The organism is Thioclava sp. F36-6 (assembly GCF_002020305.1).
Lineage (GTDB): Bacteria > Pseudomonadota > Alphaproteobacteria > Rhodobacterales > Rhodobacteraceae > Thioclava > Thioclava sediminum.
Map to the genome: position 1 here is coordinate 190,581 of NZ_MPZX01000001.1, position 12,604 is coordinate 203,184.

At 63.6% G+C, this 12,604-nt stretch carries 12 protein-coding genes; 7 read left to right on the top strand and 5 right to left on the bottom strand.

The features are described 5' to 3' along the window. The first annotated feature begins 268 nt into the window (after positions 1 to 268). Positions 269 to 1,159, top strand: a complete 891-nt coding sequence (locus tag BMI88_RS00940) for a lytic transglycosylase domain-containing protein (protein WP_078545238.1) — start codon at positions 269 to 271, stop codon at positions 1,157 to 1,159. Positions 1,160 to 1,185: 26 nt separating this feature from the next. Here BMI88_RS00940 and BMI88_RS00945 read toward each other — a convergent pair whose 3' ends face one another. The 5 genes from BMI88_RS00945 to tldD all read right to left on the bottom strand — a co-directional run bounded on the left by BMI88_RS00945 (position 1,186) and on the right by tldD (position 8,225). Then, positions 1,186 to 1,815 carry a CoA transferase subunit B gene (locus BMI88_RS00945; RefSeq protein ID WP_078521878.1) on the bottom strand — a complete coding sequence of 210 codons (630 nt, stop codon included), beginning with the start codon at positions 1,813 to 1,815 and terminating at the stop codon, positions 1,186 to 1,188. Positions 1,816 to 1,818: 3 nt separating this feature from the next. Further along, on the bottom strand, positions 1,819 to 2,523 hold the full coding sequence (locus BMI88_RS00950) for a CoA transferase subunit A (protein WP_078521876.1): 705 nt from the start codon (positions 2,521 to 2,523) through the stop codon (positions 1,819 to 1,821). Between the two features lie 236 nt (positions 2,524 to 2,759). Further along, positions 2,760 to 5,363, bottom strand: coding sequence for a type I DNA topoisomerase (gene topA, locus BMI88_RS00955; RefSeq protein ID WP_078545240.1), 2,604 nt, complete (start codon positions 5,361 to 5,363; stop codon positions 2,760 to 2,762). Positions 5,364 to 5,465: 102 nt separating this feature from the next. Further along, entirely contained in the window at positions 5,466 to 6,596 is a 1,131-nt protein-coding gene (gene dprA / locus BMI88_RS00960; protein WP_078545242.1) for a DNA-processing protein DprA, read from the bottom strand. Between the two features lie 204 nt (positions 6,597 to 6,800). After that, positions 6,801 to 8,225, bottom strand: coding sequence for a metalloprotease TldD (gene tldD, locus BMI88_RS00965; RefSeq protein ID WP_078540231.1), 1,425 nt, complete (start codon positions 8,223 to 8,225; stop codon positions 6,801 to 6,803). A 168-nt stretch (positions 8,226 to 8,393) separates the two neighbouring features. Here tldD and coxB point away from each other — a divergent pair, with 168 nt between their 5' ends. From coxB to BMI88_RS00995, 6 genes are all read left to right on the top strand, one after another. Continuing rightward, entirely contained in the window at positions 8,394 to 9,272 is an 879-nt protein-coding gene (gene coxB, locus BMI88_RS00970) for a cytochrome c oxidase subunit II (RefSeq protein WP_093476891.1), read from the top strand. A gap of 34 nt (positions 9,273 to 9,306) precedes the next feature. Next, a complete protein-coding gene (gene cyoE, locus BMI88_RS00975; RefSeq protein ID WP_078545244.1) occupies positions 9,307 to 10,242 on the top strand; it encodes a heme o synthase in 936 nt (311 codons plus the stop codon). A gap of 3 nt (positions 10,243 to 10,245) precedes the next feature. After that, a complete protein-coding gene (locus BMI88_RS00980) occupies positions 10,246 to 10,440 on the top strand; it encodes a hypothetical protein (protein WP_078545246.1) in 195 nt (64 codons plus the stop codon). Further along, positions 10,437 to 11,030 (top strand): cytochrome c oxidase assembly protein, encoded by a 594-nt coding sequence (locus BMI88_RS00985; protein ID WP_078521866.1) that lies wholly within the window; start codon positions 10,437 to 10,439, stop codon positions 11,028 to 11,030. The genes BMI88_RS00980 and BMI88_RS00985 overlap by 4 nt, the downstream gene beginning before the upstream one ends. A gap of 17 nt (positions 11,031 to 11,047) precedes the next feature. After that, positions 11,048 to 11,851, top strand: a complete 804-nt coding sequence (locus BMI88_RS00990; protein ID WP_078545248.1) for a cytochrome c oxidase subunit 3 — start codon at positions 11,048 to 11,050, stop codon at positions 11,849 to 11,851. A 72-nt stretch (positions 11,852 to 11,923) separates the two neighbouring features. Further along, on the top strand, positions 11,924 to 12,604 hold the full coding sequence (locus BMI88_RS00995) for an SURF1 family protein (RefSeq protein ID WP_078545250.1): 681 nt from the start codon (positions 11,924 to 11,926) through the stop codon (positions 12,602 to 12,604).

Sequence of the window (12,604 nt, forward strand, 5' to 3'; positions counted from 1 at the left end):
CCCCGGAACGTGGCGCGATTTGGGCGCATCGCAGGCGATTTCGCGAAAATGAAAATCCTGCCTGACGAAGTCGCTAAGTCATTGTTAATTAAAGAAACAAAAATCTGACTTTTTGTGAGATTTGCATTTTGCGTCCGAGTTTCGGCCGCCAAACCACGATTCGTCGGCCCGAAAACGGCGGATTTTCTGGAATTTTTCCGGGTTTTCAGGGATAGTCGGGCGAAAGCGGCCCTCGAGAGCCGCGTGAGGCAGTGAGCAGGTGGCGCAGATGCGCAAGGTTTTCGCAGGGATTCTCTGCAGTGCGATGGTGGCCGTGGTCGCGCCCGTGGGGGCCGAGCCTGCAGCCCCCGTCTTCAAGAGCGTGAAGCCCAAGACCGTCAAGCCGCCTGCGCCGGGCACCAAGCGCTTCATCACGATCCAGATCGATCCCGAGGAGCAGAAGCGCCAGCTTGCCGCGATGGCCAAGCAGCCTTGGGAGCCGGAAACAGCCCCTGCCAAAGAGGACGGCGCGACGGGCGATGCACCGGCCGCTACGCCCACGCCGCGCGCGCCTGCGCATTACGCGTGGTATTGGAACAAGGTCTCGCCGCGCCTTGGAGAGCGGGCGGGGCGGTTCGATCAGGCGATCTCAGCGCTGTCGCAAGGGCCGAAGGGCACACGTGTGCGCGAGCCGCGGCTCAATGATCTGGCGAAGATCGCGCGCGCCCATGGCACCGATATCCTGCGCTCCACCATCGGAACCGAAGTTTCGCCCGCGCTGGTGCTGGCGATGATCTCGGTGGAATCCGGCGGGCGCTTCGACGCGCAAAGCCATGCGGGGGCCGTGGGACTGATGCAGCTGATACCGGCCACGGCCGAGCGGTTCGACGTCGCAGACAGCAAGAACCCCGCGCAGAACATCGCAGGCGGGGTGAGCTATCTCGACTGGCTGATGAAGGAATTCGACCGCGATCCGCTGATGGTCATCGCCGCCTATAACGCGGGCGAGAACGCGGTGAAGAAGAATGACGGTGTGCCGCCCTATGCGGAGACGCGTGACTACGTGCCGAAGGTGTTGGCGGCGTGGAACGTGGCGCGGGGGCTCTGTGCGACGCGCCCGCAGCTGGTGAGCGACGGCTGCGTCTTCCAGGTCACCCAAATGGCAAAGAGCGGCCCCTGAGGGCCGCTCTCTTCGTCTCTAGCCTATCAGTTGACGATCGTCGCCTCGGTCGCTTCGCGGATCTCGTCTTCGGTGACGCCCTCGGCGCACTCGACGATCTTCAGCCCGCCCTCGACCACATCGAGCACACCGAGATTGGTGATGATGCGGTTGACGACGCCGGTGCCGGTCAGCGGCAGGGTGCATTCCTTCAGAAGCTTGCTGTCGCCATGCTTGTTGGTGTGGTCCATCACGACGATGACGCGCTTCACGCCCGCCACGAGGTCCATCGCGCCGCCCATGCCCTTCACCAGCTTGCCCGGGATCATCCAGTTCGCCAGATCGCCATTCTCGGCCACTTCCATCGCGCCGAGGATCGCCATCGCGATCTTGCCGCCGCGGATCATGCCGAAGCTCATCGAGCTGTCGAAATAGACCGTGTTGGGCAGTTCGGTGATGGTCTGCTTGCCGGCGTTGATCAGGTCGGGATCCTCTTCGCCCTCATAGGGGAAGGGGCCCATGCCCAGCATGCCGTTCTCCGATTGCAGCGTGACGTGCACGCCCTCGGGAATGAAGTTCGGGACCAGCGTCGGGATGCCGATGCCGAGGTTCACATAGGTGCCGTCTTCAAGCTCCTGCGCCGCGCGGGCGGCCATCTGATTTCTATCCCATGCCATGGGTCAGGCCTCCTTCTTTTCGCGGGTGGTGACTTTTTCGATGCGCTTTTCGTGCTCGCCCTGGATCAGGCGGTGCACGTAGATGCCGGGCAGGTGGATGCAGTCGGGGTCGAGCGAGCCCACGGGCACGATCTCTTCGACTTCCATCACGCAGACCTTGCCACACATCGCCGCCGGCGGATTGAAGTTGCGCGCGGTCTTGCGGAAGATCGCATTGCCGGTCTCGTCGGCTTTCCACGCCTTCACGATGGAGACGTCGGCGAAGATGCCCTCTTCGAGGATGTAGTGCTCGCCGTTGAACACCTTGACCTCTTTACCCTCGGCGATCTGCGTGCCGTAGCCGGTCTTGGTGTAGAAGCCGGGGATGCCGTGACCGGCGGCGCGCATGCGCTCTGCCAGCGTGCCCTGCGGGTTGAATTCCAGCTCGAGCTCGCCGCTCAGATACTGGCGCATGAATTCGGCATTCTCGCCCACGTAGGACGACATCATCTTCTTGATCTGCTTGGTGTCGAGCAGCTTGCCGAGGCCGAACCCGTCCACGCCGCAGTTGTTCGACGCGACCGTGATGTCCTTGACCTTGCTCTCGACCAGCGCGTCGATCAGCATTTCGGGGATGCCGCAAAGCCCGAAGCCCCCGGCCGCGATCAGCATTCCGTCGAAAAGAAGCCCGTCTAGGGCCTCTTCCGCGGAACCGTAAATCTTGTTCATGGATATCCTCCGCTCATGTGCGCGTGAAGATGACGCCGGGGCGGGGGGGAGTCAATTGCTGCGATGCGGCGAAGGCGGGTGTTAGGATCAACTTCACGCGTAAATAGACCGGGGGAGGGGGCTCTGCCCCCGTCGGCGTAGGGCGACAAGACTTAAGAGAGAGGGGGCTCCGCCCCCGCTCGCGATGCGAGCTCCCCCGGGATATTTTTACCAAGAGGAAGCGGGACGCGGGCGCCTCACTCCTCGTCGGTCTTCTTGGCAGCCGTCCTTTTCGCCGCGGGTTTCTTCGTGGCGGTCTTCTTGGCGGCCGGTTTCTTTGCAGCGGGCTTTTTCGCGGCCGTCTTCTTCGGCGCGGCTTTCTTCTTCGTGCCGCCCTTCTTCGCCGCTTTCGCCTCGATCAGCGGAAGCGCGTCTTCGAGCGTGACGGATTCCGGCTCCAGCTCTTTCGGCAGGGTCGCGTTGATCTTGCCCCATTTGACGTAAGGCCCGTAGCGCCCCGGCATGACCGCGATCGGGCCGCCCTCGGGGTGTTCGCCCAGCTCCTTGAGCGGCTTCGCGGCAGCGCCGCGCCCGCCTTTGGCAGCCTTCTGGGCGATCACTTCCACGGCGCGGTTCATGCCGATGGTGAAGACCTCGTCGACCTCGGGCAGGTTCGCGTAGATTCGGCCCTTCTTGACGTAGGGCCCGTAGCGCCCGATCCCGGCTTCGACCAGCTCGCCATCTTCCGGGTGCGGGCCGATCTCGCGCGGCAGGCTCAAGAGCAGCAGCGCTTTCTCGAGGTCGATCTCTTCGGGCTTCCAGCCCTTGGGCAGCGAAGCACGCGGCGGTTTGGGCACATCCTCGGTCGGCTCGCCCTTCTGGACATAGGGCCCGAAACGACCGACGCGCAGCGTGATCGCCTGATCCTCGTCGTAGCCGAGCACCTTGCCGTCGAGCGCCTGCACTTCGTCATCGCCATCGGGCGCCGACAGAGGCCGGGTAAAGCGGCATTCCGGATAGTTGCCGCAGCCGATGAAGGCCCCGCCGGAGCGCGCGGTTTTCAGGTGCAGCTTGCCACTGCCGCAAAGCGGGCAGATGCGCGGGTCGGACCCGTCGGGCCGCGGCGGATAGAGATGAGGGCTGAGAACCTCGTCGATCTTGTCGAGCACTTCCGAGATGCGCAGCTCCGACGTCTCTTCCAGAGCCGCCGAGAAATCGCGCCAGAAGCGCTTGAGCACTTCCTTATAGTCGCGATCGCCCGCCGAGATATCGTCGAGCTGGTCTTCCAGATCGGCGGTGAAATCGTATTCGACGTAGCGCTTGAAGTAATTCGACAGGAAGGCCGTCACGAGCCGCCCGGTATCCTCGGGCAGAAGGCGGTTCTTGTCCTTGCGCACATAGCCGCGATCCTGAATCGTCGTGACGATCGAGGCATAGGTGGACGGGCGCCCGATGCCGAGTTCTTCCATCCGCTTGACCAGCGTCGCCTCGGTGTAGCGCGGCGGCGGTTGGGTGAAGTGCTGCTCGGGCGTGATGTCGCCCTTCTTGGCCTCTTCGCCCTCATGGATCTGCGGCAGGCGGTTGCTGTCCTCGCCCTCGTCATCGTCGCGGCCCTGATCGTAGACTTTCAGGAAGCCGTCGAACACGACGACGGAGCCGGTCGCGCGCAGCTCGACCTGTTCGTCGCCGGAGCCGACGAGAACGGTCGTGCGCTCGAACCGGGCCGCTTCCATCTGCGACGCGATCGTGCGCTTCCAGATCAGGTCATACAGCTTCCACTGATCGTCGGAGAGCTTCAGCTTGTCGGGCGATTTCGACATATCCGTCGGGCGGATACATTCGTGCGCTTCCTGCGCGTTCTTCGCCTTGTTCTTGTACATGCGCGGAGATTTCGGGACGTAGCTGTCGCCGAACTTGTCCTTGATCGCATCGCGGGCCTGCATCACGGCCTCGGGGGCCATGTCGATGCCGTCGGTCCGCATATAGGTGATGTGACCCGCTTCATAGAGACGCTGCGCCGCCGACATCGTCGCCCGCGCGCCGAAGCCGAACTTGCGGCTGGCTTCCTGCTGGAGCGTCGAGGTCATGAAGGGCGGGTAGGGGTTGCGGTTGGCGGGTTTCGCCTCGACCGAGGTCACGCTGAGATCGCGCGACGTGATCGCCTGCACTGCCATCTCGGCCGCGGTCTCGTTCTCGAGGTCGTATTTCTCGAGCTTCTTGCCGCCCAGAACCGACAGGCGCGCCTCGTATTCCTGACCGCGCGGCGTCGTCAGGACCACCTTCACCGTCCAGTATTCGCGCGGCTTGAAGGCTTCGATTTCCATCTCGCGCTCGACGATGAGACGCAGGCAGACCGATTGCACGCGGCCCGCCGATTTCGCACCGGGCAGCTTGCGCCACAGGACCGGCGAGAGGTTGAAACCCACGAGGTAGTCGAGCGCGCGGCGGGCCAGATAGGCCTCGACCAGCGGGGCATCGACATCACGCGGATGCTTCATCGCCTCGAGGATCGCGGTTTTGGTGATCGCGTTGAAGGTGACGCGGGAGACGTTCTTGCCTTTGAGCTTCTTCTCCAGCGCTTCCTGCAGGTGCCACGAGATCGCTTCGCCTTCGCGATCGGGGTCAGTTGCGAGGATCAGCGTGTCGTCGTCTTTCAGCGCATCGGTGATCGCCTTGATGTGCTTTTTCGAGTCGCTCGCGACTTCCCATTTCATCTCGAAATCGTGCTCGGGATCGACCGAGCCGTCTTTCGGAGGCAGATCGCGGACGTGACCGAAAGAGGCGAGAACGGTGTAGTCCGACCCTAGATACTTGTTGATCGTCTTGGCCTTGGCAGGGGATTCGACGACAACAACAGCCATAAGGTCCTCACTATTCAGTGCAAAAAGGGTCTGGGCGCGGAACATGTGGGCGTTTGGGGCGAATTGTCAATGCGTCCTGACCCTGAGGTAATCCCTTCCCCCTTAGAGCGGACGACTGATTAGGCCGCCCCGATGCCGCTCTATCCGGCCTTCGATTTCGAGCGCAGTGAGGGCTTGCGAGAAGGCCGCCGCAGCCACGTCGAGATCGCGGATCACCTGATCCTCGGCGGTGGGGGAGGGGCCGAGCCGTTCGAGGATCTTCGCGCCGAGATCCCCGCTTTTCACGGCGCGGCGCGTTGGCGGAGGGGGCGGCGCAGGGCGCGGTTCGGGTGGCGCCGCGCGGGCGTTCAGCGCCGCCAGCACATCCTCGGACCCGCGCACCAGTGTCGCTCCGTCGCGGATCAGCGCATTGCAACCGCCTGCGCGCCCGTCCATCGGATGGCCCGGCACGGCCATGACCTCCCGCCCCTGATCGAGCGCGTCGCTCGCTGTGATCAGGCTGCCCGATTTCAGCGCCGCCTCGACCACGACGACGCCTGCGCTGAGCCCCGAGATGGTCCGGTTGCGCGCAGGGAAGTGGCGCGCCTGCGGCTGGGTGCCGGGCGGAGCTTCGGTCAGCCGCAGCCCGGTCTCGGCCATTTGCCGGGCAAGCGCCGTATTCTCCTGCGGATAGATCACATCGATGCCGCCCGCCTGCACCGCGATTGTCCCCGTGGGCAGGGCGGCCTCATGGGCGGCGGCGTCGATCCCGCGCGCCAGTCCGGAGACCACGCAGATGCCCGCCTCTCCGAGACCTTCGCTCAACCGCTTCGCCATGCGCAGCCCCAGCGAAGAGGCATTGCGCGCGCCGACCAGTGCGATCATCGGGCGGGTGAGCAACTCCTGCTGGCCAAGCGCCCAGAGCACGGGGGGCGCGTCGTCGATCTCGGCGAGCGCTGCGGGATATCCCGGCCCGCCATGGATCAGCAGTTGCGCGCCCGCCGCCTTGCCCGCCTTGATCTCGGCGCGGGCCTGTTTCTCGGGGCAGGGGGTGTAATCGGCGACGCCCGCCGCGCGGGCCACTTCGGGCAGAGCCGCGAGCGCTGCCGCAGCAGAACCATGTTCGCCGATCAATCTGTGGAAGGTTGTAGGCCCGACACGTCGGGAACGAATGAGGCGAAGAACCGGCAGTTCATCTTCTTCCGTGGTGGGTGGGGTGAAGGGGGTGGGGTAAGAAAACAAATCTGTTTCCATCCGGCCCTCCGCCTCAATCGCCCACCCTTTCTGCCGCGTTAGTCTTAATAACTCGTTACCAAAACCCGTGTCGTAACGCGTTTGGGATAAATTTTTCACGTTTTGGTTGCAGATTTTCGACGCTACCGATTTGCAGCATTGGGAAGCCGGGTCGGTCTTCCCGGCCCGTCTGCCCTGCGCCTGCTACGATTCCCTTTATGCGGCTTATGCAGCAGAGCCGCCCACGGTCAGGCCGCCGATCATCAGGGTCGGCTGGCCGACGCCCACCGGCACCCATTGGCCCGCCTTGCCGCAATTGCCGATGCCGGGATCCAGCGCGAGGTCGTTGCCGATGGCGCGGATATGCTGCATCGCGGTCGGCCCGTCGCCGATCAGGGTCGCACCCCGCACCGGCGCGCCGACGACACCGTTCTTCACGCGGTAAGCTTCGGTGCAGTTGAAGACGAACTTGCCGTTGGTGATGTCGACCTGACCGCCGCCGAAGCCGACTGCATAGATGCCGTCCTTCAAATCGGCGAGAATCTCGCCCGGATCGGCATCGCCGCCCAGCATGTAGGTGTTGGTCATCCGCGGCATCGGGGCATGGGCAAAGCTCTCGCGCCGTCCGTTGCCGGTGGCCTCCACGCCCATCAGGCGCGCGTTCTGGCGGTCCTGCATGTAGCCCACCAGCACGCCATCCTCGATCAGCACGTTCTTGCCCGAGGGCGTGCCCTCGTCGTCGATCGTGATCGAACCGCGCCGGTCGGGGATCGTGCCGTCATCGAGCACAGTGACGCCTTTCGCCGCCACCTGCTGACCCATCAGCCCAGCGAAGGCCGAAGATTTCTTGCGGTTGAAGTCGCCTTCGAGGCCGTGGCCGACCGCTTCGTGCAGTAGCACGCCCGGCCAGCCCGGCCCAAGCACCACATCCATCACGCCGGCAGGCGCGGGTTCGGCGCGCAGGTTCACCAGCGCGATGCGCAGCGCCTCGCGCGCGACCGGCTGCCAATGCGCGGGCTCAATCAGGCCCGACAGGCCGAACCGCCCGCCGCCGCCATGGCCGCCGGATTCGCGGCGTCCGTTCTCTTCCACGATGACCGAGATGTTGATCCGCGCCATCGGGCGGATATCCGAAACCAGCCCGCCCTCGGGGCGCAGGATGAACACCTCCTGCAGGCTCGCCGCCATCGAGGCCGAGACCTGCACGACGCGCGGGTCGAGGTCGCGGGCGAACGCGTCGATCTCGCGCAGGATGTCGATCTTCGCGGCGAAGGGCGTGTCCGAGACGGGATCGGTATCACTATAAAGATGCAGGTTCGTGCCCTTGGGCGGGGGCGCCATTGTGCCGCCGCCATCGCCCACGGCCAGTCGCGCCGTCTCTGTCGCCCGCTTCAGCGCGGCTTCGGAAATCTCGGTCGAATGAGCATAGCCCGCCACATCGCCCTTCACTGCGCGCAGGCCGAATCCTTCGGAGGCATCGTAAGAGGCGGTCTTGACGCGCCCGTCATCGAAGACCAGCGCCTCGGACCGGCGCTGTTCGAGAAACAGCTCGCCATCCTCAGCCCCTGCGGTCGCTTCACGCAGCAGATGCAGCGCGCGATCCTGGTCGAGCTTGTCCTCGAAAGGGGCGAAACGGTCGGGCTTGGTCATCTGGACTCCTGCTAAGGCGATCAATTTTGACAAAATGTCGCAGCTTTTGCTTGCGCCACCCTCCCAATATGATTTTAAAGTGAGAACACGCAACGGTGAACGGTTTGGGAGATCCGAACGCCGTCGGGCGGCAGGGAGAAACGCCGCCAAAAGGGAGACATGGGACTTATGCGCTTTGCAAGCAAGGGCCGCGGCATCGCGGCCGCTGTCACGTCGGCTGTTATGTTGACGCTCGTCGCCGGGCAGGCCTCGGCTCAGGACATGATCAAGGGGTTGCCGGTGATCGGTAAGCCGCATCTGGGCGGCACGGGGTTCCAGCCCGCGTCCTCGAACCTCGCGGAAGATCAGCAATGGCTCGACCATATGCTGCTGGTGATCATCGCCGCGATCTGCGTTTTCGTGTTCGCACTGATCATCTACGCGATCCTGCGCTTCAACAGCCGCGCCAATCCGACGCCGCGCAGCTTCACGCATAACACGCCGCTCGAGATCACCTGGACCTTCGTGCCGATCGTGATTCTCGTGGCGATCGGGGCGTTTTCGCTGCCCGCGCTGTGGAATCAGCAGGAAATCCCGGAAGGCGACATCACCGTGAAGGTGACCGGCTACCAGTGGTACTGGGGCTATGAATACCCCGATGAGGGCGTGGCGTTCGATTCGCTGATGCTCGCGAAAGACGAACTCGCAGATCATGGCTATGCGCCCGACGAATATCTGCTGGCAGCTGACAACGCGATGGTGGTGCCCGCGGGCAAGACGATCGTCGTGCAAGTCACTGGCGCGGACGTGATTCACAGCTGGACCGTGCCCGCCTTCGCCGTGAAGCAGGACGCCGTGCCGGGCCGGATCGCGCAATTGTGGTTTAAGGCCGATCAAGAAGGTGTGTATTTCGGCCAGTGTTCGGAGCTTTGCGGCACCAATCACGCTTACATGCCCATCGTGGTCAAAGTTGTCTCACCGGAAGTTTACGCTAACTGGCTTGAGCGTGCGAAGAATGACTTCGCCTCGGTCGAGACGGATGGCGCGGTTCGGGTCGCACAGAACTGAATTCATTGTGCGATAACACCCGAGGGACGCTTTCATGAGTGACATCAGCTATATCCGCCAACAGGACAACGAGGCGCGGTTCGGCGACTACATCGCGCTTCTGAAGCCGCGCGTGATGTCGCTGGTGGTCTTCACCGCCTTCGTCGGTCTCGTGGTTGCGCCGAATCCGGTGCATCCCTTCGTGGGCTTCGTCGCGATCCTATTCATCGCGCTGGGCGGCGGTGCTTCGGGCGCGCTGAACATGTGGTATGACGCGGATATCGACCGCATCATGCGCCGCACCCGGAACCGTCCGATCCCGGCGGGCCGCATTTCGGAGCGCGAGGCGCTGGGCTTCGGCCTCGCGCTGTCGGGCATCTCCTGCGTGATGCTGGCTCTGGCCACGAATATCTTCTCGGGCCTGTTCCTCGCCTTCACCATCTTCTTCTACGTCGTCGTCTACACGATGTGGCTGAAGCGCGCGACGCCGCAGAACATCGTGATCGGCGGCGCGGCGGGCGCGTTCCCTCCGATGATCGGCTGGGCCGTGTCGACGGGCGGCATCTCGATCGAATCCGTAGCGATGTTCCTGCTGGTCTTCCTCTGGACGCCGCCGCATTTCTGGTCGCTCGCGCTGTTCATGAAGGCGGATTACGACGAGGCGAAAGTGCCGATGCTGACCTCGACCCATGGTCGTCTGGTCACGCGCAAGAACATCCTGTTCTACGCCTTCATTCTCGCCCCCATCGCGGTCGGCACCGGCTTCACCTCGATCGGCGGTCCGGTCTATTTCGCGACGGCGCTGATCATGAATGCGCTGTTCATCAAGGGCGCGATCGACATCCACGCCCGCACCGAAGCGCAGGCGGAGGCCGACAAATACGCGGTCGAGAAGCGCTTCTTCTATTTCTCGCTCATCTACCTCTTCGCGCATTTCGCGGCTTTGCTGGCCGAAGCGGGGCTGAGCTATATCGGTTTGGGAGTCTGGTAAGCGATGGCAATCACCCGGGACAGTGACCTTCATATCCGTCGGTTCTCGCGCAATGCGGGGCTGGGCGCGGTTCTTCTCGGGTTCGTCGCAATCGTCTTCGGCCTGACCGTGGTCAAGGTCGAGAACGGCTCGAAAATGGAAGCCTACGACCACCAGCCGCGCGCCTCCGTGCTGCCGGAAGAAGGGGCCGCGAAATGACCCAACGCCCCGCAGATCGGTCGAACACGCGCGTGCTGCTCTCGCTGCTCGCGGTGATCGTCGTGATGGGGGCAGGGGCCTGGGCTGCGGTGCCGTTCTACAACTGGTTCTGCAAGACGACCGGCTATGGCGGTACGACCAACACCGCCGAGGTGCTGCCCGACAAAGTGCTCGACCGCGAGATCCTCGTGCGTTTCGACGCCAATGTCGCGCGCGGCATGCCGTGGGAGTTCAAGCCGGTCCAGACCGAGATGAAACTGAAGATCGGGCAGAACGGGCTCGCCTTCTACGAGGCCTACAACCCGACCGATCATCCGATCGCGGGCACGGCGAGCTACAATGTCTCGCCCGACGTGGCTGGCTACTATTTCGACAAGATCCAGTGTTTCTGCTTCACCGAACAGGTGCTGCAACCCGGGGAGAGGGTGCAGATGCCGGTGAGCTTCTTCGTCGATCCCGACATCGTCGAGGATGCCGATGCGAAGCGGATTCACGCGATCACGTTGAGCTATACTTTCTATGAAACCGACCTTCCCGAGCCGGAGGAAACTGCCTCGGTCCGTCAAAGGGAGACGGAGACGGTCAACTAGCCATCGGAGGGAGACGCATGGCCCACGCAAAGAACCACGACTACCACATCCTACCACCCTCGATCTGGCCCTTCCTCGGCGCCGTGGGCGGCTTCATCATGCTCTTCGGGGCGGTGCTCTGGATGCAGAGCATTACCCATTACGTCTTCTTCGGCGGCCTGCTCGTGGTGCTCTACACCATGTATGGCTGGTGGTCGGACGTAGTCCACGAGGGCGAAGTGGGCGATCACACCCCGGTGGTGCGGATCGGCCTGCGCTATGGCTTCATCCTGTTCATCATGTCCGAAGTGATGTTCTTCGCGGCGTGGTTCTGGAGCTTCTTCAAGCACGCCATGTATCCGATGGGCCCGATGAGCCCCATTCAGGATGGCGTCTGGCCGCCCGAAGGCATCGTGACCTTCGATCCGTGGCACCTGCCGCTGATCAACACCGTGATCCTGCTCCTGTCGGGCGTGACGCTCACCTGGGCTCACCACGCGCTGGTGCATGAAAACGACCGCAGCCAGGTCAAGCAGGGCCTGATCCTGACGGTTGTCCTCGGCGCCTGTTTCACGGTGCTGCAGGCCTATGAATACAGCCACGCGGCCTTCGGTCTGGCGGGCAATATCTACGGCGCGAACTTCTTCATGGCGACGGGCTTTCACGGGGCGCACGTGATCATCGGGACGATCTTCCTGCTGGTCTGCCTGATCCGGATCGTCAAAGGCCAGATGACCCAGAACGAGCATGTCGGCTTCGAGGCCGCCGCTTGGTACTGGCACTTCGTCGATGTGGTCTGGCTCTTCCTGTTCGCGTCGATCTATATCTGGGGCAGCGCGTAAGCGCCCCCGGCCACTACACACAACTGCGCAGATCGGCGCGGGGGGTGACCCTCGCGCCGCTTTGTTGGAGGCTTGATGAAACGCTACATCTTTCCGCTACTGCTGGGCATCGTCGGCTGCGCGATCCTGATCTCGCTCGGTATCTGGCAGGTGCAGCGGCTGGGCTGGAAAGAGGCGATGCTGGCCGAGATTTCCGCCAAGATCGAAGGCCAGCCGCAGGCGCTGCCGACCAAGAGCACCGACACCAAGCCGCTGAAATACGAACCCGTCACGGTAAGCGGGCGCACGACGGGGCAGGAGATCCTCGTGCTTTCGGGCCAGAAGGGCGTCGGCGCGGGCTACCGGGTCATCGACGCGTTCGAGACCGATCAGGGCCGCAAGATCCTGCTCGATCGTGGCTTCATCCCCGAGGGCGAAAAGGGCACCGACCGCCCCGCCACGGCGCTCAGCGTCACCGGCAACCTCCATTGGCCCGAAGAGACCGACAGCTATACGCCCGAGCCCGATGCCAAGACCGGCATCTGGTTTGCCCGCGACGTGCCCGCGATGGCCGGCAAGCTCGGGACCGAGCCGATCCTGATCGTCGCTCGCACCGTTCAAGGCGCCGCGCAGGGCATAACGCCGGTCCCCGTCACAATCACCGGCATCCCGAATGACCACCTCGGCTACGCGATCACCTGGTTTTTGCTCGCAATCGTCTGGGCTGGGATGACAATCTTTCTTCTCTGGCGTATCAGGCGGCAACAGGCCTGA

Coding starts and splice junctions, on each gene's coding strand:
- BMI88_RS00940 (WP_078545238.1), top strand. CDS start 269: ATGCGCAAGGTTTTCGCAGGGATTCTCTGCAGTGCGATGGTGGCCGTG.
- BMI88_RS00950 (WP_078521876.1), bottom strand. CDS start 2,523: ATGAACAAGATTTACGGTTCCGCGGAAGAGGCCCTAGACGGGCTTCTT.
- cyoE (WP_078545244.1), top strand. CDS start 9,307: ATGAGTGACATCAGCTATATCCGCCAACAGGACAACGAGGCGCGGTTC.
- BMI88_RS00990 (WP_078545248.1), top strand. CDS start 11,048: ATGGCCCACGCAAAGAACCACGACTACCACATCCTACCACCCTCGATC.
- BMI88_RS00980 (WP_078545246.1), top strand. CDS start 10,246: ATGGCAATCACCCGGGACAGTGACCTTCATATCCGTCGGTTCTCGCGC.
- tldD (WP_078540231.1), bottom strand. CDS start 8,225: ATGACCAAGCCCGACCGTTTCGCCCCTTTCGAGGACAAGCTCGACCAG.
- dprA (WP_078545242.1), bottom strand. CDS start 6,596: ATGGAAACAGATTTGTTTTCTTACCCCACCCCCTTCACCCCACCCACC.
- coxB (WP_093476891.1), top strand. CDS start 8,394: ATGCGCTTTGCAAGCAAGGGCCGCGGCATCGCGGCCGCTGTCACGTCG.
- topA (WP_078545240.1), bottom strand. CDS start 5,363: ATGGCTGTTGTTGTCGTCGAATCCCCTGCCAAGGCCAAGACGATCAAC.
- BMI88_RS00945 (WP_078521878.1), bottom strand. CDS start 1,815: ATGGCATGGGATAGAAATCAGATGGCCGCCCGCGCGGCGCAGGAGCTT.
- BMI88_RS00985 (WP_078521866.1), top strand. CDS start 10,437: ATGACCCAACGCCCCGCAGATCGGTCGAACACGCGCGTGCTGCTCTCG.